At 64.5% G+C, this 23,757-nt stretch carries 22 protein-coding genes and 2 tRNA genes; 9 read left to right on the plus strand and 15 right to left on the minus strand.

The genetic code is table 11. The features are described from left to right. Positions 1-6: 6 nt before the first annotated feature. Entirely contained in the window at positions 7-171 is a 165-nt protein-coding gene (locus tag C444_RS22155) for a DUF7331 family protein (RefSeq protein ID WP_004590650.1), read from the plus strand. A 5-nt stretch (positions 172-176) separates the two neighbouring features. On the opposite strand, the gene C444_RS02250 is transcribed toward C444_RS22155, so the two are convergent. From C444_RS02250 to C444_RS02285, 8 genes are all read right to left on the minus strand, one after another. After that, on the minus strand, positions 177-1,058 hold the full coding sequence (locus C444_RS02250) for an EamA family transporter (RefSeq protein WP_049909055.1): 882 nt from the start codon (positions 1,056-1,058) through the stop codon (positions 177-179). Positions 1,059-1,098: 40 nt separating this feature from the next. After that, positions 1,099-3,411: a CARDB domain-containing protein gene (locus C444_RS02255; protein WP_004590654.1), complete on the minus strand. Its 2,313-nt coding sequence runs from the start codon at positions 3,409-3,411 to the stop codon at positions 1,099-1,101. A gap of 238 nt (positions 3,412-3,649) precedes the next feature. Beyond that, the gene (yciH, locus tag C444_RS02260) at positions 3,650-3,943 is read right to left on the minus strand and encodes a stress response translation initiation inhibitor YciH (RefSeq protein ID WP_004516073.1); all 294 of its coding nucleotides are present in this window, start codon (positions 3,941-3,943) and stop codon (positions 3,650-3,652) included. A gap of 44 nt (positions 3,944-3,987) precedes the next feature. Continuing rightward, positions 3,988-6,222: a transglutaminase TgpA family protein gene (locus C444_RS02265; protein WP_049909039.1), complete on the minus strand. Its 2,235-nt coding sequence runs from the start codon at positions 6,220-6,222 to the stop codon at positions 3,988-3,990. Beyond that, positions 6,219-7,193, minus strand: coding sequence for a DUF58 domain-containing protein (locus C444_RS02270; protein ID WP_004590658.1), 975 nt, complete (start codon positions 7,191-7,193; stop codon positions 6,219-6,221). The genes C444_RS02265 and C444_RS02270 overlap by 4 nt, the downstream gene beginning before the upstream one ends. Beyond that, complete coding sequence (locus C444_RS02275) at positions 7,190-8,149, minus strand: AAA family ATPase (protein WP_004590660.1); 960 nt, start codon at positions 8,147-8,149, stop codon at positions 7,190-7,192. The genes C444_RS02270 and C444_RS02275 overlap by 4 nt, the downstream gene beginning before the upstream one ends. A 194-nt stretch (positions 8,150-8,343) precedes the next feature. Further along, positions 8,344-8,613, minus strand: coding sequence for a DUF7573 domain-containing protein (locus tag C444_RS02280; protein ID WP_004590663.1), 270 nt, complete (start codon positions 8,611-8,613; stop codon positions 8,344-8,346). A gap of 82 nt (positions 8,614-8,695) precedes the next feature. Further along, positions 8,696-9,379: a class I SAM-dependent methyltransferase gene (locus tag C444_RS02285; RefSeq protein ID WP_004590665.1), complete on the minus strand. Its 684-nt coding sequence runs from the start codon at positions 9,377-9,379 to the stop codon at positions 8,696-8,698. A gap of 162 nt (positions 9,380-9,541) precedes the next feature. On the opposite strand from C444_RS02285, the gene C444_RS02290 reads away from it, so the two are divergent. Together C444_RS02290 and C444_RS02295 are read left to right on the plus strand one after the other, a co-directional pair. Beyond that, on the plus strand, positions 9,542-10,885 hold the full coding sequence (locus C444_RS02290; RefSeq protein ID WP_049909057.1) for a tryptophanase: 1,344 nt from the start codon (positions 9,542-9,544) through the stop codon (positions 10,883-10,885). Between the two features lie 97 nt (positions 10,886-10,982). Beyond that, positions 10,983-11,201, plus strand: coding sequence for a hypothetical protein (locus C444_RS02295; protein ID WP_004590669.1), 219 nt, complete (start codon positions 10,983-10,985; stop codon positions 11,199-11,201). Here the strand turns inward: C444_RS02295 and C444_RS02300 are convergent. The 7 genes from C444_RS02300 to C444_RS02330 form a co-directional block, all read right to left on the minus strand. After that, positions 11,158-12,135 (minus strand): 5,10-methylenetetrahydromethanopterin reductase, encoded by a 978-nt coding sequence (locus tag C444_RS02300; RefSeq protein ID WP_004590670.1) that lies wholly within the window; start codon positions 12,133-12,135, stop codon positions 11,158-11,160. The two genes, C444_RS02295 and C444_RS02300, sit on opposite strands and share 44 nt — an antisense overlap. Then, positions 12,122-12,895 carry a coenzyme F420-0:L-glutamate ligase gene (locus tag C444_RS02305; RefSeq protein ID WP_004590671.1) on the minus strand — a complete coding sequence of 258 codons (774 nt, stop codon included), beginning with the start codon at positions 12,893-12,895 and terminating at the stop codon, positions 12,122-12,124. Before C444_RS02305 ends, C444_RS02300 begins: the two co-directional genes overlap by 14 nt. A 121-nt stretch (positions 12,896-13,016) precedes the next feature. Next, on the minus strand, positions 13,017-13,505 hold the full coding sequence (locus C444_RS02310) for a metallophosphoesterase family protein (RefSeq protein ID WP_004590672.1): 489 nt from the start codon (positions 13,503-13,505) through the stop codon (positions 13,017-13,019). A gap of 74 nt (positions 13,506-13,579) precedes the next feature. Continuing rightward, positions 13,580-13,876 carry a winged helix-turn-helix transcriptional regulator gene (locus tag C444_RS02315; protein ID WP_004590673.1) on the minus strand — a complete coding sequence of 99 codons (297 nt, stop codon included), beginning with the start codon at positions 13,874-13,876 and terminating at the stop codon, positions 13,580-13,582. Between the two features lie 120 nt (positions 13,877-13,996). Then, positions 13,997-14,650, minus strand: coding sequence for a hypothetical protein (locus C444_RS02320; RefSeq protein WP_004516061.1), 654 nt, complete (start codon positions 14,648-14,650; stop codon positions 13,997-13,999). Positions 14,651-15,100: 450 nt separating this feature from the next. Further along, positions 15,101-15,173: transfer RNA gene (locus C444_RS02325), tRNA-Asp, on the minus strand. Positions 15,174-15,222: 49 nt separating this feature from the next. Next, positions 15,223-15,295 (minus strand) — tRNA-Asp (locus C444_RS02330). Positions 15,296-15,571: 276 nt separating this feature from the next. Between C444_RS02330 and C444_RS02335 the strand changes: the two genes are divergently transcribed. Genes C444_RS02335 through C444_RS02360 form a run of 6 tightly spaced genes read left to right on the plus strand, consistent with a single transcriptional unit; the run spans position 15,572 to position 23,713 of the window. Next, positions 15,572-15,799, plus strand: a complete 228-nt coding sequence (locus tag C444_RS02335; RefSeq protein ID WP_004590674.1) for a DNA-directed RNA polymerase subunit H — start codon at positions 15,572-15,574, stop codon at positions 15,797-15,799. Beyond that, positions 15,799-17,364: a DNA-directed RNA polymerase subunit B'' gene (locus C444_RS02340; protein ID WP_004590675.1), complete on the plus strand. Its 1,566-nt coding sequence runs from the start codon at positions 15,799-15,801 to the stop codon at positions 17,362-17,364. Before C444_RS02335 ends, C444_RS02340 begins: the two co-directional genes overlap by 1 nt. A 1-nt stretch (position 17,365) precedes the next feature. Beyond that, on the plus strand, positions 17,366-19,192 hold the full coding sequence (rpoB, locus tag C444_RS02345) for a DNA-directed RNA polymerase subunit B (RefSeq protein WP_004590676.1): 1,827 nt from the start codon (positions 17,366-17,368) through the stop codon (positions 19,190-19,192). Next, complete coding sequence (locus tag C444_RS02350; protein WP_004590677.1) at positions 19,189-22,098, plus strand: DNA-directed RNA polymerase subunit A'; 2,910 nt, start codon at positions 19,189-19,191, stop codon at positions 22,096-22,098. The genes rpoB and C444_RS02350 overlap by 4 nt, the downstream gene beginning before the upstream one ends. Positions 22,099-22,100: 2 nt before the next feature. After that, a complete protein-coding gene (gene rpoA2, locus C444_RS02355; RefSeq protein WP_004590678.1) occupies positions 22,101-23,288 on the plus strand; it encodes a DNA-directed RNA polymerase subunit A'' in 1,188 nt (395 codons plus the stop codon). After that, complete coding sequence (locus C444_RS02360; RefSeq protein ID WP_004590679.1) at positions 23,288-23,713, plus strand: NusA-like transcription termination signal-binding factor; 426 nt, start codon at positions 23,288-23,290, stop codon at positions 23,711-23,713. The genes rpoA2 and C444_RS02360 overlap by 1 nt, the downstream gene beginning before the upstream one ends. The last annotated feature ends 44 nt before the right edge of the window (positions 23,714-23,757 follow it).

Consider the following 23,757-nt stretch of genomic DNA (forward strand, 5'->3'; position numbering starts at 1 on the left):
ACCACAATGGAACCAGCGTCGCGCGATACTACCGACTCCGACGAGCAGTACGGCAGCTTCACCACTGGCGGCGGCGACGTCGTCGTCTATGACACCGAGAACCCGACCGCGTGGCTCCAATCGAGCTATGCGGTACAGGTTGGCTGCTCCTCGGAGCGAAAGTCGGCCTGACCTTCTTACCCGACCGATATCATCGCGATACCGACGATAGCCAGCCCCGCAGCAGCCAGGCGTGCTCGGAACTGCGCTTCATCGAGCACAATCGCGCCCAGAATGACGGCGACGATAGCCTGCCCGTTAACGATAGGTGAAACGATACTCGCCGGGAGCAACTGGAAGGACAGTAACACGATGTGGTTCGCGTAGGCGACGAACATCGCCGCGACGACGAACTTCGGGAGGTCCCCTCGCCACCCTGGTGGGACCTGGTAACGGAACGCGAGCGGCGTCATCAAGACGGCGATGCCGACGGCCATCACTGGGATGTAAGTCGTCGGTTCGATAGCCAGTTCCTGCATCAGCACCCGCTTGCTTACATCGACGAGCGCGAACGCCGCAGCCGACAGTAAGGCCAGCTGTGCGGGCCGGGACTGCCGGGCCCGTTTGAGCGGGGCCAGTAACGCCGTACCCTGCCAGTTCGCGACGTAGACGGCCGCGGTCGCGACGACGACACCACCGACCTGTAGCGGCGAGAGGTGCTGGCCCAGCAGGCCGACTTCCAGCGGCAGGACGAACACGGGAACGATTTTGCTGATTGGCGACACGTAGGAGACTTCGCCGACGCGGATCGCCCGAAAGAGGGTGAGCAGTCCAACCGCCGTCACCGCCGTCACAGCGAGTATCGACGAGAGGACGTTGATGCGGTTGCCCGCCGGGAGGAAGGGCTCGTTGCTGACGAAGACGATTGGGAGGTAGACGATGGGGACGATGCTGTATGTAAGCAACAGGAACACCGGCGATGGGTACTCGGTGAACCACCGCTTCATCACGAACAGGTACACCCCGAATATCAGGGCCGACAGGACGGCGTACGCGATTCCGACGTTCACGGTTGACAACGACTGGCCGACCGCAATAACTGTTCCCTTCGGGCTCGTGTCAGGAACCGCGATGGCGAGCAAGCAACGCCGCAAGCAACACTGCGAGACCGGCCACGAGCGCGGTAAAGCCGTCGCCCTCGCCGGCTGTCGTCTGTGTGTCTGTGCGCATCCCCGTCGGAGTCGACGTTGATGCGGCTGTTTCCGTCGAAACGACCACGTCGACCGTCGTCGTGGTCCGTCCGTCACCCGCCGACAGCGACACTGTTCCGGGCTCGTTGAGGGTGACCGTCCGCGCGACCGTTGTCGTCGTCTGTGGCGGGAGATACAGCCGCTGCTCCGCGAATACGGCGTCGTTGCGGCGGAACTCGACTACTGTTGTCCCCGGAATCTCGTTGTCGTTGGCGACAGTGGCGGTCACGTCGACCCTGTCACCCTGCCTGACTTCTCTCGGACTCGCGGTGACGTCGGTCACGCTGGCGGCTGCCGGTTCCGTCACCACGACAGTGACGGTGTCGCCGTCGACGCTGATCACGTATCGGCCGGGGTCGGCGAACGTGTGTGTCATCGCGACGTCAGTCCGTTCACCCGGTTCGATCTGACCCTGTTTCGTGGCGACGACGGTCTCGTTGACCGCGAGCGACACGTTGTACGCCCCCGCCTCGCCGCCGGCGTTCTCGACGACCGCATCGACCGCGAGCGTCTCGTTGGTCGCCAGCCGGATCGGTTCGTTGCCGCCGACCGGCGCGTCCGACCGGTAGAGACTGTCTGCGCGGTAGGCGTCCGCGCGGTCGACCGGCGGGAGGCTGTAGCCGATACGGGCGGGAATCGCACCGAACAACCGCTGGTGGGTCGCCTCGTTCCACATCGCCACCGTCGCTGTCGTTTCGGTCTCCGTCGCGGTCGTGTTCCGGACGCTTGCCCCGCCAGCGGCCTCGATCTCGGTGAGGAACTGCGATTGCGTGACCGGGTCACGATAACCGTTTAGTGCCTGGAACACGGTCTGGAGTGTCTTGTTGCGGTCAGTGGCCGAGCGGATATGGACGTCTGCCCGCCCGGCCACCAGCGCGCCCTTCCTGTAGTTCGCGTCGCTCGTCCAGCTCGACCGGTCCGTCAGCGCCACGTCGCTGTAGACGGGCCGTCCGCCCGCTGCAAGCTGTGTCCGGAACTCGTCGAACCCGATCCGGTCCTGTTCCAGCGTCAGGACGGCGGCGTAGTACGTCGCCCAGCCCTCGACCGTCCACCGCGTCTCCCGCGTCGTCTCGTAGGCCTGCCGGCTGTGGACGTACTCGTGGAGCCAAACGTTGTTGGCGGTATCGAGCGACTGCCCGGACTGGACCCACATGTCCGCATCACCGATCTGATACCCTTCGACGCCCCAGTCGACGGCCTCGGACGGCGCGGCGACGACGAACACCTGCTCGTCACGGTCGCCAACCCGGAGCGCGTTCGACGCGTTCGCCATCGAATCGAGGACCGAAATCGGCGAAGCCGTCATCGTCGCCCGCTCCGGCACAGCCAGCGTGAACGTCTGGTTGTGCGCCGTCTCCTCGAACGTCGCCACTTCGCCGAGGTACACGATCTCCTCGCCCGCCGCGCCCGGACCTGCCGTCCGGAGTGTGCGGTTGTACCTGACTGGGTCCTGGCCGGTGTAGCGCCAGCGCGTCGGCGTCAGCGACCGCGTGAGCAGCGCCCAGTCGCCCGTATCGACGCTGAGATATCGGCCCTCGGCTCCCTCCGGACCGCTCTTCTCGATGGTCCGGTTCGGGTTGGTGCGGTAGCTGATCGTCGCCGTATCCGTCGTTTCGTCCCACTCGTACACGGACTCGTTGATGCGCTCGAACCCGTCGGTTTCGGTCACCGTCGCCTCCGCTGGGACGTGTGTTTCGAGGTCGATGACCCGGTCCGGGACCTCGTAGGTCAGGGTCACTGCGACTTCGCCCGGCTGTTCCGGCACACGTGCGTAGGTCTGTGTCTGCTGAATCACGTCACCGTCGCTGGTCTGTGTCGTACCCGACGTGGCTGTCCCTGTCTCTACGCTGGCCGCTGCTGTGGCCGCCGTTCCGGCTGTGTCTCCGCCCTGTCCGCGCGGCTGGCGTCGATACGTGTCGGCGCTTCTCGCTCGGACTATCGAGCCATTTGACTCGCTAGTGGCTGTCGACGACTGCACCGTTCCAACTGCCTGTCCACGCTGAGCCGATGCCGTCTCGGTTTTGTCTGTGCAGTTCTCACTGACGCCAGTCGCCGCTCCGTCGCTAGTCCCGGTCACCGCCCCATGGTCAGCGGTCGCAGCCACCGGGAGCGACGAAATTCCCCCACCAAGGAGAAGAACCACGAGTCCGACGGCCACCACCCGCCGGGGTACAACGAACATTGCAAACAGTTATCGTCCGGTGGTTGAAATAGTTGACCGCCGATTGCGAGTGTTGGTATCATGCACCAATACCTGCCTCGACCGGTCGCTCCTACGACGGCAAAAAACAGCCAGACCTGAACCACTCGTAACCGACCGCAGCGAACACTCGCGAGCAGACCGAACTGAAAAGCTGGCGAGCAGGTCACAGCAGCGGCTTGCCACGGTGCTTTCACGAGAACCGCTGGCAGTCAGGAGTTCAGGCGACGTTGAAACCTTTGTCGCGGAGGAAATCCTCGACGCGGCCCGTGTGATTGCCCTGGAGCTCTATCTGCCCATCCTCGACAGTGCCACCGCAGGCGAACTTCGATTTGAGGTCTGAGGACAGCGAGTCCATGTCGACGTCTTTCGGGTCGAATCCCTCGATAATCGTTACCTCCTTCCCGTAACGGCGCTCGTCGATGCGGATGTTAATCTCCTGGGACTCCTTAGCGACGTCCTCACAGACGCAGAGCTCCTCAGGCAGCCCGCACGTCGAGCAGACTTCCGACATTACAATCGCGCCTACGAACACGACCTATTAAACACTGTCGGGGACTAGCGCTCGGAGACGATTCCATCGGCGATTTCGACGGCTTCGTCGGCCATCGCCTCGCTCACCTCACCGCCGTACCGGAGCCGCTCCCGTAGCGTCGCCAGTCGCCGGACCCGGTCGTCGGCCCCTATCGCGTCGAGATACGCCCGTACTGTCTCGCCGCTCTTGCGGCCCCGGTGTTCCGTCGCAAGGACATGCATGGCTCGCTGGAACGCCCGCTCGACGTCGGTCTCGGGGTCCACGCGGCGCTGGTATCGCAGCCACACTGCCCGGTAAGCTCGTTCGCTGAGGCCGGACCGGCGCGCGCCCGCTGCGATGCCGAGCAACGCGACGACGCCGAGCGTCATCTCCTCGCGCGACGGGAGCTCCGGCAGGCTCAGCTCCGCCGCCTCGTCCGTGTCCGACTCCCCTGCTGTGCCGGTGGGTGTGTCGGATTCCGTGGCCGTTGGTGTCTCCGTCGGCTCGGTCTCGGTCCCATTGGTCTCAGTCAGCGGGGCGGGCGTCGACGTGTCGGATGGCGTGTACTGCTCTACCGGGTTCCCGTCGCCGACGGTGGGCGCCGATCCGTCCGAACTCGCGTCCTCGATACGTTGCTGTCTGACTTCTTCGCGCGGCCCGGACGGCGTTGGGTCGAACTGTACCCAGCCCTGGCCGGGGAAGTACACCTCGACCCAGGCGTGGGAGTTGAGTCCGCGCACGACCCACTGGTTCTCGTCGATTCGCTGGCCGGAGGTGTACCCGACGGTCATGCGCGCCGGGATGCCTTGGGTCCGGAGCATCGTCACCATCGTCGTCGCGAAGTAGACGCAGTACCCCTCGTCCATCTCGAAGAGGAAGGCATCCGCGACGTTGAAGTCGGGTCGGTCGACCTCGAGTGAGTAGTCCTTGCTGTCCTGCAGCCACCGTTCGACGACCAGCGCCGTCTCGTAGGGGTTCTCGGCGTTCGCAGTGAGAATCGCTGTCCGTTCCGCGACTCGGTCCGGCGTGCTGTCGGGGAGCTGGGTGTACAGCTCCACAGTCGCGTCGTCGTAGTCAGTGCCGGCCGCACGCAGCCCGTCCGGGGTTGCCACGAGCAACTCGCTCCTGACCTCGTAGCTATCACCCGACGAAAGTGTCCCATCCGGCTGAAACCCGCCCTCGCTGGAGACCGATACCGACGGCTCTCCGGAGTAGCGGACGGGCTTCCAGGCAGCCGGGACGGTCCCGATGGTCGACTCCGCCCGGAACTCCTGTCGAAGCGTCCGGGTCTCTCCCTCTGGAGAGTCGAGGCGCTGGTCGTCGTACGGGATTGGGTTCCCCGTCCGTACCCACCCGTTGCCGGTGTAGCGGTCGTAGGAGGTGACCCGCCAGTAGCGTGGTTCCTCGCTTTCGACCGTGTACCGTATCTCCGGTGTCAACGAAATGCTCCCGCGTACTGAAAGGGACTCCCCGGCGTCGAAGAGGCTTCCCTCGACGGTCTGTCCCTCCGACCCGTCGTCGTACGACAGCAAACTATCCCGGGTAATCGGGACCTGCGAGAGCGCTGCTGGGAGCACGATTATCGCTGCCAACTGTTCGAGGACGGCACGCCGCCCGGCGTCGATGCCGTCACCGTCATCGTCCGCGCGCTCCGTCCCGTCACTGCCAGTCATCGCGTCGGGCCGCTTCGTCAGGTCAGTTGGCTCGTCCGCCGACAGCGTATCGAGCGTCCCGAAGCCGACCGTCGCCGCGATACCGACCACGCCCAGCAGCGTCGTCACCACGCCGGCGTCGGTCGTCAGGGCGAAAAACGCGAGCGCCGTGCCGGCCGCCACCGTTGCCGTCACGTACCAGCGGCGCAGGGCGAAATACCACGTTAGAAACACCGGTGCCGGCGCGAACGACAGCACCCACAGCCTGACCTTGGCGATCTGGAGCAGCGACCGTCCGGTCAGCAGGGCGGCGGTGTCGCCCAGCAGCTCCGTTATCGCCGGATTCGTCGAGAGGTTCAGTATGTACGCACCGAGCCCGCCGGCGAACAGTACTGCGCCGACACCGACCGCCAGTGGGGGTCTGAGCACGCGGGCCAGCAGTGTCGCGCCGACGAGCGAGAGCCCAGTAAGCGCCAGAAACAGGGTCGGGTCGCCGACTACGTCGCTGAGATAGTACATCGTTCGTAGCGGCGCACCGATGGCCAGCGCCGCCGCAAGCAACGCCAACATTCGTGACCCGCTCCACGGGACTCGACGGCGGACTCGTTCCACGACGGCAGCGCTCATCCGTTCACCTCCCCCGCAATGGGGTTGTCCCGACTGGCAGTCACGTCGGCGAAGGACTGGCGGCGGCCGTCGACCGATACCGTGACGCCGTCACCGCTGGCCGTGACGACCACGTCGGCGTCGTCCACACGGCCGGTCTGGCCCGCATCGGCCCGGGCCAGCAGTTCAAGCAGTCGCGTCCGGTGGGTGTCGCCGTACCCCTGCTCGACTGCGCCGTTCGGGACGGTGAGTTCGACGGCGAGGCCGCTCTCTAGGGCGGCCATCGTGATCGTTGCCGCGGCGGCGGCCATCTCGTCGGCGTGGCCCCGTTGGGCTTCTGCGGCAACGAGCAGGGTCCGGTCACTCCGGGTGTCAGTGAACTCCTTGACCAGCAGGTCCTCGCGCTTGGCGCTGGATTTCCAGTGCACGTCCCGCAGGGAGTCGCCACTGACGTACTCCCGCAACCGGTCGAACGACTGCCGGTCTTTGCTCTCGGGTGTGAACGTCCGCGCGAACGCGTCTGTCCCGCCCAGCCGGTAGACGGGCGGATACACGAGCACGTCGGTTTCACTCTCGACAGTGTACCGCTCCGTGACGAGTCCCAGCGCGTCCGTCACAGTCACGTCGATGGGGCCGGCCCGCTGCTCGCCTCGGGCCGTGTAGGTGACCCGGTATGTCACCGTCGCCGGCAGGGACTTCGTGACCGTTGTCTCTCCCTCTAATCCCGCGGAGAGCCGGTCGGTGACCGTTGCGATGCCGCTGCCGTCGACGCGGAACTCCACGGACTTCGTCTCGCCGGGAAAGCCACGGCGGAGGCGACCCCGTTCGACGGTCGGCGCACCGCCCCAGCGGACCTGGACGGCGGCGGCGAACACGCCGACGAACAGCGGACCGGCGACGGCAGTGAGCCCGGGCTGGCCAAATCTGGCGCTGATGAGGAGGGCGGCAACGGCGACGGCGAGTACGGCGAAACCGCGGCGTGTCGGTCTCATTCGACGTAGACGGTATCGAGCGCCTCCGCGACGAGTTCCCGGGCGTCCTGCTCGCTGCTCTCAGTACGGATACGGTGTGGCAGGACGACCGGCGCTTCCGTCTGGATGTCGTCGGGGATGACGTAACTACGGCCGTCGAGGACGGCCCGGGCTTGCGCCGCTCGGAGCAGCGAGATGCTCCCCCGCGGGCTGACCCCGAGCTGGGCGTTCTCCCGCGTGTACCGCGCCAGCCGGGTCGCGTACGATCGGATCGGTTCCTCGACGGTCACGTCGGCCACCGTCTCCCGAGCGGCGGACAGCGCTTCGAGAGTGGCGACCGACGAGAGCTCCTCGATGGGGTGGTGGCCCACCACGTCACCCAGCATCTCCGTCTCCGCTGCCTCGTTCGGATAGCCCAGATGGAGCTTCGTCATGAACCGGTCGAGTTCGGCCATCGGCAGGTCGTAGGCCCGGTTCTGCTCGACCGTGTTCTGCGTGGCGATGACGGTAAAGGGCTGTGGCACGGGGTGTGTGGTCCCGTCGACCGAGACCTGCTGTTCTTCCATGGCCTCCAGCAGTGCGGACTGCGTCTTCGGCGGGGCGCGGTTGATCTCGTCGCCGAGGACGACGTTTGCGAAGATGGGGCCCGGCCGGAATTCGAACTCCTGAGTCTTCTGGTTGTAGATGTTGACGCCGGTCACGTCGGTCGGGAGGAGGTCAGGCGTGAACTGGACGCGCTTGAATTCACCATCGAAAGACGCCGCGACGGAGCGGGCCAGCATCGTCTTGCCGACACCGGGGACATCCTCAAGCAGGACGTGGCCGCGGCCGAGCAGCGCAATGACGATGTGTTCGATGGCGTCGTGTTGCCCGACGATGACCTGCTCGACGTTTTCGATCACCTGATTGGCGACGCGTGTGGCGTCGCGGAGGGGACTGTCCGACTGTTGACTGCGTGAGGTGTCAGTGTCTGTCATGGTCGAAAGCTCGTGTGACGACGCCTCGGCACGGGGACTGGTAGGATACTCTGCCCTGTCGACCAGTAAGTGTCTTGTGTGGGGTACCACATCCTCCGGGCCGTTCAGTTGTAGCCGCTTCTATGGCGTGCGCATATGTAACTCTGTGGATGGGTGAGAGCAACACACATCCGCTTTACGGCCGGTAGCGCCCTTCACCAGCTCTTACAGGCCCCACAGACGAGGAGACTGTCCTGTGTCCACCGCCGTTCGACGACCTCCCCACACTCCGCACAAGCCGCGCCCTCGGGCGACCACGCGTACGTCGTCACGGCTGGGTCGACCGCGTCGGTCGAGACTCCGGTGTCGGGGACGTCGCTTTCGGTTTCTGCAGTATCGTCTCCCGCAGCCGTACCGCTCTCTCCCTCGTCCTCGCTCTCGTCGCCAGCGTCGAGAAAGTCCTCCAGCGAGGCGTCTTCAACCATACACGTTGGTTTTGCCCGCGACCACAAAATACCCTGTCGTCGGCCGGTCCGTGGTCCGTGTTTTGATACGCCGTCCGGGCCGTTATTCCGTGGCGACGCCGACGGTCAGCAGCGTCCCCAGTTCGCGGTAGCGCTCGACCATCGCCTCGCGGGTCTCGAACTCGTCCGTGGGGAACGCATCCGCTGGCGGAATCTCCACCTCGCGGTCGGGGATCGTGTCCTGTGATGCCACGGCCAGGCCCGCCTCGCGGAACGCCTCGCGGTACTCCGGGCCGCTCCAGCGGGTCATCTCGATATCGATGAACTCCTGCCACTCGTGGGAGTGGACGTTCTCCTCGTAGTAGTTCACCGCGATGTGGGCGGTCCCACCCGGTCGCAGCACCCGCGCGATCTCTTCGAGTGTGTGTGGCGGATCGCCGGCGTAGTAGAAGGCCTCCATCGAGAACACGTGGTCGATGCTGTCAGTCGCAAACGGCAGGGCGTCGAAGTCCCCACGCAGGAATCCGATGCCGTCGTCATCCGTGTACTCGCGGGCATTCCGAAGCATCTCCGGTGACCCGTCGAGGCCGTAGCAGGGACCGGCGTCGTTGGTGTCCCGGAGCGCGCGGAGCGCGTAGCCCGAGCCCGTCCCGAGGTCGAGTACCGTGTCGCCCGGTTCGACCGGCATCCGGGCGAGGACGTGCTTGGCGGTGTGCCAGTGTCGGTCCTCCATCCCTCTGTCCTTCCCTTCGGCCGCCCACGCGTCGAATTCCTCGCGAACGCTCATACGTCCCACCAGCAGTTGTGGCCTCTAAATGCCCGCTGTTTCCGCCCGCCGGAAACACGTGCCCACCGATAGCCGCACCCGTCTGGTGATGGACATCTCAGCCCACCACTGTACACAAAATATCAGATGGATAATAAGACGGCTGGCGTACTGCGACACAGCATGCGCTCGTACAAGGCCAAATCGGTAACGTCGATACAGCTTCCGCCCCGTGAGCGACGTGCGACCGCGCTCACCGAGGCTGGACACAACGTCTTCAACCTCGCTGCGGATGACGTCTTTATCGACTTGCTGACTGATTCGGGGACCGGGGCGATGAGTGACGACCAGTGGGCGGACGTGGTTCGAGGGGATGAAGCGTACGCAGGTTCGCGCTCGTTCAAACGCTTCCGTGAGGCGGTCGCCGACGTGATGGGATTCGACCGCGTGGTCCCAGCACATCAGGGCCGCGGCGCGGAGAACGTCCTGTTCGGAGCGCTGCTGGACGACGGCGACGTCGTTCTCAACAACACACATTTTGACACCACCCGCGCACACGTGACAAATCAGGGTGCGACCGCGGTCGACTGTCCGGCAGAGACGGACCTGACCACTGATAGCGTCGGGACGTTCGCCGGGAACTTCTCCACAGACCGTGGGTGGGACGCCGTCGAGGAGCACGGGCAGGACGCCGTTTCGACTGTCGTCCTGACGATCACGAACAACTCCGCCGCCGGCCAGCCGGTGTCGATGGCGAACATCCGCGAGACAGCCGCCTTCGCCGCGGAGATTGATGCAACGTTCGTCATCGACGCCTGTCGGTTCGCCGAAAACGCACAGTTCATCAAACAGCGGGACCCCGAATACGCCGACACACCCCTCAGTGAGATTGCTCGCGAGCAGCTACGCCCCGCGGACGCAATCACGATGAGTGGGAAAAAGGACGCACTCGCAAACATCGGCGGGTTCACTGCCGTCCGCGACGCTGCCCTGTTTGAACAGTGCAAACAGCGCGCGATCCTGTACGAAGGATTCCCGACCTACGGTGGCCTCGCGGGTCGTGACCTCGAAGCGATGGCCACTGGTCTGCGGGAAGCGGTCCAGCCGCCGTATGTCGCCGAGCGGATCGAACAGGTCGCGACTCTCGGCGCCCTCCTGCGTGAGCGCGATATCCCAATCGTCACGCCGACCGGCGGTCACGCCGTCTATATTGATGCGGCCGCCCTGTTCCCGGACATTCCCGCCGACCAGTTCCCCGGGCAGCGACTCGTCTGCGAACTCTACCGCGAAGGCGGCGTCCGGACAGTCGAACTCGGCTCCTTTGCCTTCCCCGAGACCGACCGTCCGGAACTCGTCCGTCTCGCCCTCCCTCGCCGGACGTACTGGCGCGAACACCTCGAACACATCGCGGAGACCGCTGCACGAGTTCGTGACCGCCGCGAGGAGTACACCGGTCTGAAAATCGTCTGGGAGCCCCCGATGGAAGAACTCAGACACTTCTCAGCGGAACTCGAACCCGTTGCGTAGATTTGCCTGCCCGTCGTGCTGTGCGACAGCGACCCACGAGCAACCACACGGTGGCGGGAACGCAAACGCAAAGTAGGGCCACGCTAACGTTCAGGTAATGCAAGGACTGCTGTCGGAACTGCTCCAGAGCATCATCGACATGCCCGGCTGGTTCCTCGACGTGGCACTGAACGACCCGCTGGCGGCACTCATGCTCGCCGTCGGTGCTGTCATCACGACTGTCTCGGTCGTCTTCTTCGGGTATCTGTCGCTGGGGGCCGTGCTTTCGTTGTTCAGCGGCTCCGGCGGTCGAGGACCGCCCCAAGCAAATCGATAGCCGTCTCGACATCCGGCCCGAGCGGCGACGCGAACACCACGCTGTCGGCGTGTTCTTCTAACGCCGCCGTGCGCTCGGCCACCGTCTCCGGCGTCCCGGCGATACAGAACGCGTCCAGCATCGCTTCGGTCACGCCCTCGAACGCGGCCGAGAACTCGCCGGCCGAAATCGCCTGTCCGATGTCGTCGGCGGCCTCGTGGTCGATGCCGTGCCGGTCGAGCACCGGCGGCGGCGACCCCGCGGCGACGAACGCGACTGGCGGCCGGGCGGCTTCCCGCGCTTCGGCCTCGTCCTCGGCGACAGAGACGCTGGCGTAGGCTGCGAGGTCGAACTCGCCGTACTCCTCGGGCCGCTCGTCGGCCATTTCTTCTACTTGCTCGCGTGCCCACGCGAGGTCTTTTGGGTGCGCGCCGTTGTACAGCGCACCGTCAGCGTGCTTCGCCGCCATCCGGGTCATATGCGGCCCCTGTGCGCCGACGTACACCGGAATCTCGCCGACCTCGTAGTTCAGCCCGGCATCGACCGCTTCGAACGTCCCGTCGTGGTCGACTCGCTCGCCGTCCCAGAGCTTTCGCGCGGTCGTGAACGTCTCGAGTACGCGCCGCAGGGCGTCGTCGTGGTCAAAGCCGAGGTTGCTCAGCGTCGACTTATCGCCCGGCCCGATACCGAAGACGGCCCGCCCGTCGCTCAGTTCCTCAAGCGTCGCCACACGCGAAGCCAGCGTCACTGGGTGCGTCTCGTAGGGGTTGGCGATGCCGGGACCAAGCAGCACGTCGTCGGTCCGCTCGGCCATCGCTGTCAGCGCCATGAACTGGTCGCGATTGTTGTAGTGATGGCTGACGTACACGGCGTCGAGCGCGTTCGATTCTGCCTGTTTGGCAAACGAGGCGAGCTGTGCGACCGGGTGTTCCGGGGTAATTTCAATCGCGTACATGGGACCACTCTCTGAGTGCTTGTCTGACTACGTCTTTCTCCGGGTCGCGGAACAGTTGCTCGCTGCCCGCGTGGTCGCCGAAGTCGAAATCACGGACGACTGCGGCGGGTGTTCCGCCGTCGCCTTCGCCGGTGACGAGGTTGGCCGCGGCGGCGAGTTCGTCGACGACAGCCTGAACGGTGGCTTCGAGTTCGCGGCCCTCGCGGTCGTGCTCGCCTCGCCAGTCCCGTGAGGCAGGGAGGCCGGCCCAGCCCAGTGCGACGCCGCGCTGGCCGAGGCGGAACGGACGGCCCGACGTGTCGGTAACGATGACGCTGACTTCGACACCCGCCCGTTCCCGGATGCCGGCTCGGATCGACTCGGCCTCCGCTGTCGGGTCTTCAGGGAGCAAAAGGAGGTCCGCGCCGGGCACGTTCGAGCGGTCGATACCCGCGTTGACGGTGATGTGCCCGAACTCCGTCACGCCGAGGATGAAGGGGGCTTCGACCAGCACCTCCTCGCATTCCTCTATAATCGCCTGTGCCATCCGCGGGTCCTTCTCCTCGCCGGCGATGTCCTCGATAGTCGCCGCGATGCGCTCGGCGCGCTCGCCTGGCTCGTACGATGACAGCGACCGGCCGCGTCTATTGGCTTTGGAAACGATGGTGCTAGCAACACAGACCACGTCGTCGTCCTGCAGGTCGGCCTGCTCGACGACCAGCTCGGCCACGTCGTCGCCAGGGCGGACCTCGGGCAGCCCCTCGACCGCGAAGACTTCCATACCGCTTCTGCGGTCTCTGCCGGAAAAAGACCCGCGTTCGCTGCAAAGCCGGCCAACAGTGGCAACAGCTGCCGGTACATCTCGGGCGCGACGGTCCGGTGGCCCCGCTCACCGAGCCGCGCTACAGTTCATGCTGGGCCACGTCAGTCGAACCGTCTTCGACTGTCGCGGTCATCATGGTCGGACAGTCTGCCGGCGAGGCTCCCGTGACGCTGCCGGGGTTCAGGAGGCGCACGCCCTCGTAGACGGTGTCCACAAGTTCGTGGGTGTGGCCGGCGACGCCGACGGCGCTGCTGTCGGCCTCCTCGCGGACCGCAGCGGCGACGCGGTCCGCCCAGCCCCGTGGCGATCCGGTGCCGTGTGTCACGACGAACGTGACGCCGCCGAGTTCGACTGTCGCCCGCTCCGGCAACCCGATCTGCGGGTCGATATTGCCCGAGACGGCGGTCAGTGCCGTCGCCATGTGACGGATGTCAGCAAGCGCCCCTTTGCTGTCGAAGTCACCGGCATGAATGACGTGGTCGGCGACCTCGATGCGTTCCCGGAACGACGGCGGAATCTCGTGTTCCCGGGAGGGAATGTGTGAATCGCTGATGAGAGCGACATCCATACCGAGATATCACGTCGGTGCTCGAAAAGGGTTACTGCCACGGAAACGGGTGCCGACTGGTCGTCCCGGCGGCGCTACTCTGCGGCCGCAAACACGTCTCGCAGCCCGTCCAACTGTTCGACCAGTCGGTCGATGCCGTCGTTGATCGTTGCGACCCGTTCATCGATGTTGTCGACCGGGATCGCTCCCTGTGGCGTCGGCTCGATGAGTTCGTCGTCTTCCAGCATCCGTAGCGAGTACCGCACCTTGTGTTTCGGGACCCCTGTCTCCTCGGCGAGCCGAACGATACCGATCGGCCCGTTTTCGATGACGGCTTCGAGGATCGACAGGTCCCGCGCCTCCTTCTCGACCTGATCTTCTAATCGGTCCATTCCCATAGGAAATCGTATCTGTGCGTTTACGTCCACGACACATAAACGCCCCAGTTACGGCACTGTGGCCCGGGTTTGCGCTCCGGACTGCCTACGATACTGCGTCCGAACCGATGGCCGCTACTCGTCCGAGACGGGCGTCCGGCGAAGCTCGTCGAGCTGGTCCCGGAGCTTGCTCAGCTCTGTCTCCAGTTCCTCGCGGCGGTCGATGAGCGCGCTCAGCTCCTCCGTGTTGACCGAGTAGTCGTTGTCCATCGCCACGTCCAGCGCGTCGGTCGTCGCGCCCGTGAGGTCGGACGCGACCCGCAGTACCTCGCTCGGCGTCCCGCGGGACTCGTACAGCTCCTGTTCGCCCGACAGCGGGCTGTATGTCACCATCGGCGACTCGACGCCGCGGTGGTAGCTCACCGCGTAGCTCGTGTCCGTCACCGGATTGAGGCGGTCGTCAGCCCGCTCCGTTCGGACGATGTTGAACGGCTCGGCCAGCGCGGGAAACGTGTCGGCGAGGTCCCGAAGCCGGTCCGCGGCGGTCACGTCCAGTTGTGCCTCCACGTCACCGAAGAACTGCCGCGAGTTGGTGAGGCTGAACGCCACGGTGTAAAACACTGACTCGTCGCTGTCAGCCAGATTGCGAACCCGGTCGCGGACCTCCTCGTGGCGGCCCTCGATAGTGAGCTTCTCCAGTTCCTCAAGCAGCGCCCGGACGCCCTCCTCGCGTTCGAGGAACGCCTCGACGATCGCGCCGGGCATTTCCTCGCCATCCACGTCCTCCATGGCCCCTCTTTTGCGGGGCCTCGTAAACAGTTTGTCGCTGACAGCCGTTACTCGCCACGCCGTACAACCAACACAAAACATATGCCATCCCGCGTGAAGTGATAGCACGTCCGACCCCGGTGGACGGACACTATGACAGGCTAAGGGGGCCACCTCCCCGGACGTCTACTGTTGTCCTGCACTTGTGATCTCAGTATGTGCCGCTTTCCCGGCTAGTAGACGGTGTATACTGCCTGTTTGACGGCTCCTAAAGCGTGTACTGGTGGAGCTGTGGAACGATAGCAACGCGACGAAATCCGTCGCTTGTCGAATTGAATGCAGAGAAACGCCCGGAGCGGGATTTGAACCAACGGAAGACGGTCGCCTCTCTTGGCTCGGCGCTGCGACTTCTAGGGTTCAAATCCGCTCATTACGGATTTGCGGCTCGCGAATTTGCTCGCCGCAAAAGTACGCCCGGAGCGGGATTTGAACCCGCGTCACGACCGTGACAGGGTCGTATGATGGGCCACTACACCATCCGGGCAGCCTACGAACACCACCACACGGTGCTCGTCAGTTTGGTCGCAATAGAACGCCCGGAGCGGGATTTGAACCCGCGTCACGACCGTGACAGGGTCGTATGATGGGCCACTACACCATCCGGGCCTTCGTTGCATTTCTTCGTACCTTGGTGTCGGTATTAAGACTTTCCAAAGCGACCCGCCTCGGGATGAGTGCACATGACGGGACCCAAAGTTCTATGTCCGGTCTGCTTCATGTGGTTGGTAGGAGCAACCACGCCCGCAGCCGGTGAGGGTGGGCGGGTCCGATAGCCACGGCAGAGCGACTTGGTAAGTGTTATATGAACCCCGACAGTATGACCCTGTAGTATCTCGTGACAGCCACCTTCTCCAGCAGCAGGCCAAACGCACACGCACACACATGGTAGATGTAAGTCAACACGACCTCGTCCCAGACCACAGTGTCGTCGACGAGGACGACCTCGAAGCAGTACTCACTGAGTATGAAATCAAGAAAACGGACCTTCCGAAGATCAAGCGCACCGACAAGGCGCTGCCCGATGACGCCGAAGTCGGTGACGTGGTTCGGATCGAACGTGACTCCCGGACGACCGACACCGCAGTTGTCTATCGACTGGTGGTAGAATAATGGACACACAAGATCGCCGCGCTATCTCGCGTGAATATTTCGCCAAGGAACGGCTCGCCGAACACCACTTCCGCTCGTTCAACGCGTTCCTCGACCGGGGGATGCAGCAGGTCGTCGACGAGAAAGAGACCATCGAGACTGACATCGGTGACAAGGAAGGGCAGGAACCGGTGTGGGTCGAACTGGGCGACGTCCGCGTCGTCACCCCACGGGTCCGCGAAGCTGACGGCAGCGAGGAACTGCTGTACCCGCAGGAAGCCCGACTTCGGAACATCACCTACTCCGCGCCGGTGTTCATGGAGATGGCCATCGTCCGCGGTGGCGAGGAAGAACCGGAGGAAGTCGTCGACCGGACCGAGACCAAGATCGGGCGGATGCCCATCATGGTCGGGTCGAACAAGTGCAACATCGCGGGCTTCAGCGACGAGGAGCTCATCGATATCGGCGAGGACCCCGCAGACCCCGGTGGCTACTTCTGTGTCAACGGCTCCGAGCGGGTGCTGATGACCAGCGAGGACCTCGCGCCGAACAAGATTCTGGCCGAGTACGATACCAAGTACGGCGACGAGGTGCAGGTCGCCAAGACGTTCTCCCAGCGCCGTGGCTACCGCGCGCTGGTGCTGTGTGAACGAACGCGGGATGGACTGCTGGAAGTCTCGTTCCCGTCCGTCTCGGGCAGTATTGACTTCGTCACGCTGGTCCGCGCGCTGGGGCTGGAGTCGGACGAGGAGATCGTCCACCGCGTCAGCGAGGACCCGGAAATCGTGAAGTTCATGCTGGAGAACTTGGAGGAGGCCGAGGTCCAGACGACCGAGGAAGCCATCGAGACGCTGGGCAAGCGTGTCGCCTCCGGGCAGGGCAAGAACTACCAACTCAAACGGGCCAACTACGTCATCGACCGCTATCTCCTCCCGCACCTGCACGAGGAAGGCGTCGAGGAAGAAGAGGTCCGCATCAACAAGGCGTTCTACCTCTGCCGGATGGCCGAGGCGTGTTTCGAACTGGCGCTGGGCCGCCGCGAATCCGACGACAAGGACCACTACGCCAACAAGCGGCTGAAGGTCAGCGGCGACCTGATGACCGACTTGTTCCGGACGGCGCTGAACAAGCTCGCCCGGGACGTGAAATATCAGCTGGAACGGGCCAACATGCGGAACCGCCAGCTGTCCGTTTCGACTGTCGTTCGCTCGGACGTGCTGACCGAACGGCTCGAACACCCGATTGCGACGGGGAACTGGGTCGGCGGCCGCTCCGGCGTGAGCCAGCTGGTCGACCGGACCGACTTCATGGGGGTGCTCTCGCACCTCCGGCGACTGCGCTCGCCGCTCAGTCGCTCCCAGCCCCACTTCGAGGCACGGGACCTGCACGCGACCCAGTGGGGTCGCATCTGCCCCTCTGAGACGCCGGAGGGCCCCAACTGTGGGCTGGTGAAGAACTTCGCCCAGGCGATGGAGCTGTCACAGGACGTATCGGACCCACAGGGTCTCAAACAGGAACTCGCAGAGATGGGGGTCCAGGGCATCCCCGGTATCGAGTCGATCGAACAGCAGCCCGCGGACGATTAACATGAGTCAGGGACGCGAAGCCAAAGTATACGTAAACGGTAGTCTGGTCGGCACACACCCCGACCCGGAACAGCTCGCAGAACAGGTACGACAGGCGCGACGACGGGGGGACGTCTCCCAGATGGTCAACGTCTCGGTCAAGAACCGGACCGGGGAAGTCATCATCAACGCCGACGCCGGCCGTGCCCGACGCCCGCTGCTCGTTGTCGAGGACGGCGAACCGCTGATGACCGACGAGGAGGTCGAGCAGGTCAAAAACGGTGAGCTCGAATTCGAGGAGCTCGTCGAGCGCGGCCTCGTCGAGTTCATCGATGCCGAGGAAGAGGAGGACATCCTCGTCGGCGTCGACGAGGACGAACTCACCGACAACCACACGCACCTTGAAGTCGACCCGCAGCTGATGTTCGGTATCGGTGCCGGGATGATTCCCTACCCCGAACACAACGCCTCGCCCCGGATTACGATGGGGTCGGGGATGATCAAGCAGTCGCTGGGCCTGCCGTCGGCGAACTACCGCATTCGCCCGGACACGCGCCAGCACCTGCTGCACTACCCGCAGCTGTCGATGGTCAAGACCCAGACCACCGAACAGATCGGCTACGACGACCGCCCCGCGGCACAGAACTTCGTCGTCGCCGTCATGAGCTACGAGGGGTTCAACATCGAGGACGCACTCGTCATGAACCAGGGGTCGGTCGACCGTGCGCTCGCCCGCTCGCACTTCTTCCGCACCTATGAGGGCGAGGAGCGGCGCTACCCCGGTGGTCAGGAGGACCGCTTCGAGATCCCCGACGACGAGGTCCGTGGCGCTCGCGGCGAGGAAGCGTACACGCACCTCGACGACGACGGCCTCGTCAACCCCGAGACGAAGGTCGGCGAGAACGCCGTCCTGCTGGGCAAGACGAGCCCGCCCCGGTTCCTCGAAGAACCGGACGACATGGGCGGTCTCTCACCGCAGAAGCGCCGGGAGACGAGCGTGACGATGCGCTCGGGCGAATCCGGCGTCGTGGACACGGTGACGCTGATGGAAGGCGAGGACGGCTCGAAGCTCTCGAAGGTCTCTGTGCGTGACGAGCGAATCCCCGAACTCGGGGACAAGTTCGCGTCACGGCACGGCCAGAAGGGCGTCGTCGGCCACATCGCCCCACAGGAGGACATGCCCTTCACCGAGGAGGGTGTCGTCCCGGACCTCATCATCAATCCGCACGCACTGCCGTCGCGGATGACCGTCGGCCACATTCTGGAAATGATCGGCGGCAAAGTCGGCGCGCTCGAAGGCCGCCGCGTCGACGGCACTGCCTTCACCGGCGAGGACGAGGAGGAACTCCGTGGCTCCCTCGAAGACCACGGCTTCGACTCCAGCGGCAAGGAGACGATGTACTCCGGTGTTACCGGTGAGAAGATCGATGCGGAGATCTTCGTCGGCGACATTTTCTACCAGAAGCTGTACCACATGGTCTCGAACAAGCTGCACGCCCGCTCGCGCGGACCGGTGCAGGTCCTCACCCGTCAGCCGACCGAGGGGCGCGCCCGCGAAGGTGGCCTCCGTGTGGGTGAGATGGAACGGGACGTGCTCATCGGGCACGGTGCGGCGATGGCGCTCAAGGAGCGCCTGCTCGATGAGTCCGACCGCGAGTGGATCAACGTCTGTGGACAGTGTGGGATGACCGCCGTCGAGAACGTCGAGCAACGGCGCATCTACTGTCCGAACTGCGAGGAGGAGACTGACATCCACGAGGTCGAGATGTCCTACGCGTTCAAGCTCCTGCTCGACGAGATGAAAGCGCTCGGAATCGCCCCGCGGATCGAACTGGAGGACGCAGTATGAGCTCACAACAGACACCCCAGGAAATCGGTCAGCTCAGCTTCGGGCTGATGGACCCAGAGGAGTACCGAGAGATGTCGGCCACGAAAGTGATTACGGCCGACACGTACGACGACGACGGTTTCCCCATCGACATGGGGCTGATGGACCCGCGACTCGGGGTCATCGACCCCGGACTGGAGTGCAAGACCTGCGGGAAACACAGCGGGTCGTGTAACGGCCACTTCGGCCACATCGAACTCGCAGCCCCCGTTATCCACGTCGGCTTCGCGAAGCTCATCCGCCGACTCCTGCGCGGGACCTGCCGGGAGTGTTCCCGACTCTGTCTCGACGAGCACGAGCGCGACGAGTTTGCGGACCGACTGACACGAACCCAGGACCTCGGTCGCGACCTCAACGACGTGACCAAGGCCGCCATCCGACAGGCCCGCAAGAAGGACCGCTGTCCGTTCTGTGGCGAGAAGCAGTACGATATCAAACACGAGAAGCCGACCACCTACTACGAGGTGCAGGACGTGCTGGCCTCGGACTACCCCGAGCGGATCGCCGCCGCGATGGAGGAGTCCGAGGAGCCGATTTCGCCGATTGATCTCTCCGAGGAGACCGGCATCGACAGCAGCCGCGTTCAGGAGATTCTCAGCGGCGAGTTCCGTCCCCGACAGGAGGACCGCAAGGCGCTTGAGAAGGCGCTGTCGGTCGATCTGACCGAGGAGGACATGAACAAGCTCATGCCCAGCGACATCCGGGACTGGTTCGAGGACATCCCGGACCAGGACATCGAAGTGCTGGGGATGAAGCCGGCCCGCTCCCGCCCGGAGTGGATGATTCTGACGGTGCTGCCGGTGCCACCGGTCACGGCCCGTCCCTCGATTACGCTGGACAACGGCCAGCGCTCCGAGGACGACCTCACTCACAAACTCGTGGACATCATCCGAATCAACCAGCGGTTCATGGAGAACCGCGAGGCGGGTGCGCCACAGCTGATTATCGAGGACCTCTGGGAACTGCTACAGTACCACGTCACTACGTTCATGGACAACGAGATCTCGGGCACGCCGCCGGCGCGACACCGCTCCGGTCGGCCGCTGAAGACCCTCTCCCAGCGCCTAAAAGGCAAGGAGGGGCGCTTCCGTGGCTCACTGTCCGGGAAGCGCGTGAACTTCTCCGCTCGTACCGTTATCTCGCCGGACCCGACGCTCTCGCTGAACGAGGTCGGTGTGCCGGACCGGGTCGCCAAGGAGATGACCCAGACGATGAACGTCACCGACCGGAACCTGGAGGAGGCGCGACGGTACGTCTCCAACGGGCCTGAAGCCCACCCTGGCGCGAACTACGTCAAGCGGCCGGACGGCCGCCGGCTGAAGGTGACCGAGAAGAACTGCGAGGAACTCGCGGAGAAAGTCGAACCGGAGTGGGAAGTGTCCCGCCACCTGGTCGACGGTGACATCATCATCTTCAACCGCCAGCCGTCGCTGCACCGGATGTCTATCATGGCCCACGAGGTCGTCGTGATGCCGTACAAGACGTTCCGGCTGAACACGACGGTCTGTCCGCCGTACAACGCTGACTTCGACGGGGACGAGATGAACATGCACGCGCTGCAAAACGAGGAGGCCCGGGCCGAGGCCCGCGTCCTCATGCGCGTGCAGGAACAGATGCTCTCCCCGCGCTTCGGCGAGAACATCATCGGGGCGATTCAGGACCACATCAGCGGGACTTACCTGCTGACCCACACCAATCCGAAGTTCAACGAGACGCAGGCGCTGGACCTCCTCCGGGCGACGCGCATCGACGAACTGCCCGAGGCTGACGGCGTCGACGAGAACGGCGAGGAGTACTGGACCGGCCGGTCGCTGTTCTCGGAACTGCTGCCCGAGGACCTGAATCTGGAGTTCACGTCCTCCGCCGGCGATACTGTCGTCGTCGAGGACGGCCAGATGACCGGCGGCACCATCGACGAGGACGCCGTCGGGGCCTTCGGCGGCGAAATCGTCGATACCATCGCCAAGGATTACTCCCGGACCCGCGCCCGGATTCTCGTCAACGAGGTCTCGGCGCTTGCGATGCGGTCGATCATGCACTTCGGGTTCTCGATCAGCATCGACGACGAGTCGATCCCGCGGGAGGCCGAAGAGCAGATCAACGACGCCATCGACAGCGCGTACGACCGCGTCGAGGAACTCATCGAGACCTACGACCGCGGCGAACTCGAATCGCTGCCCGGTCGGACCGTCGACGAGACGCTCGAAATGAAGATCATGCAGACGCTGGGCAAGGCACGTGACTCCGCCGGTGACATCGCCGAGGACCACTTCGGCGAGGACAACCCGGCCGTCATAATGGCCGAATCCGGTGCGCGTGGGTCGATGCTGAACCTGACCCAGATGGCCGGCTGTGTCGGCCAGCAGGCAGTTCGTGGCGAGCGGATCAACCGCGGCTACGAGAACCGCACCCTCTCACACTTCGAGGAGAACGACCTCTCGGCGGACGCCCACGGCTTCGTCGAGGCCTCCTACCGCTCCGGGCTCGGCCCGAAGGAGTTCTTCTTCCACGCGATGGGTGGCCGCGAGGGGCTGGTCGATACGGCTGTCCGGACCTCCAAGTCCGGGTACCTGCAGCGCCGGCTCATCAACGCCCTCTCGGAACTCGAAACGCAGTACGACGGAACTGTCCGGGACACCTCGGACACCATCGTCCAGTTCGAGTTCGGTGAGGACGGCACGTCACCGGTCGACGTATCCTCGAATCAGGACGGCGACATCGTGGACGTCGACCAGATCGCCGACAGCGTCCTCGACGAGGAGTTCGAGAGCGAGAAGCAGAAAGAGAGCTTCCTCGGGACCCGTACCGAGCGGACCAACCTCTCGGAGCACGCGGACGACTGGTGGATGGCCGAGGGGGACGACTAACAATGACAGCACACGACGTATCAGCAGACATCGAAGCCGTCGTCGAGGACACTGAACTGCCGCGACGGCTGAAAGACGAAGTGTACAGCACTATCGAGGAACGCGGCGTCGGCGTCGACGACGCTGACCGCATCGCCAAGGCCGTCGAGACCCGCTACCTCGACACGCGTGTCGATCCACTGGACCCGGTCGGGACCGTCTCAGCCCAGTCCATCGGCGAACCGGGAACGCAGATGACGATGAACACGTTCCACTATGCGGGGGTCGCCGAGATCGACGTGACGCAGGGCCTGCCACGGCTCATCGAGCTGGTGGACGCTCGGAAGACGCCGGACACGCCGATGATGACGGTCCACCTCGACGAGGAGTACGCGACGGACCGCGAGCGCGCCCACGAGGTCGTCTGGAAGATCGAGGCAACGCGCATCCTCGCGCTCGGTGATATCTCGACGAACGTCGCGGACATGCTCGTTGAGATCGACCTCAACGAGGACACGCTGCTGGAGCGGTGGCCGACGGTCAACGATACAGACGCCATCGCCGAGGAGATCGCCGAGACAATCGAATCGAATCTCGGTGTCTCGGCCCGGCAGGCCGGCACCGTCATCGAGTTCGGCCCTGAGGAACCCAGCTACCGCGACCTGCTGCAGCTGGTCGAGGAGCTGCGAGAGATCGTGTTCAAGGGAATCGAGGAGATCACCCGCGTCGTTATCCGAAAGGAGGAGACCGACAACGGCGAGGAGTTCGTCCTCTACACCGAAGGCTCTGACTTCGGTGAAGTACTCGACATCGAGGGCGTCGACGCCTCCCGGACGACGTGTAACAACATCCACGAAATATACCGGGAACTCGGCGTCGAAGCGGCCCGCGAGACGCTCATCAACGAGACGATGAACACGCTCGAAGAGCAGGGGCTCGACGACGTGAACGTCCGGCACCTGATGCTCGTGGCCGACATCATGACCAACGAGGGGACCATCGAGTCCATCGGCCGCCACGGCATCTCGGGGTCCAAAGACTCTGTGCTCGCCCGTGCCGCGTTCGAGGTGACGGTTAATCACCTGCTCGATGCCGCCATCCACGGCGAGGTCGACGAACTCGACGGCGTCACGGAGAACGTCATTGTCGGGAAGCCGATCAAACTCGGCACCGGCGACGTCAACCTCCGGATGGGAACGACCCAGGACTGATGCGGGTCGAACTCTCGGACGAAGCACGTCGACTGGTCGCCCTCTTCGAGGACGAGGCAGCCGTCACCGTCCGGGATTGCATCGTCGACGAGGACCACGACCAGGTGGTGTATCTGGTCAAACGCGGGCAGATGGCCGACGCTATCGGCCCGGGCGGCCAGACGGTCGAGCGCGTCGAGGAGCGCTTGGGTCGCGAGGTCAAACTCGTCGAAGCCGCAGAGACGGCTGAGGACTTCGTGGCCAACGCGCTCGCGCCGGCCGCGGTGTACAACGTTACCGTCTCGGAGAACGACGACACCGTCGCCTACGTCGAAGTGGCACAGGAGGACCGCGGGGCCGCTATCGGTCGTGAAGGGCAGAATATCGATGCCGCCCGGCAACTGGCGAAGCGGCATTTCGAAATCGACGGCATCGAACTGACCTGAGCGGGGCGGTCCCCCTCGTATCGTCTTTTTCCAAAGCTTACTGG

This window comes from Haloarcula japonica DSM 6131 (genome assembly GCF_000336635.1).
Taxonomy (GTDB): Archaea; Halobacteriota; Halobacteria; order Halobacteriales; family Haloarculaceae; genus Haloarcula; species Haloarcula japonica.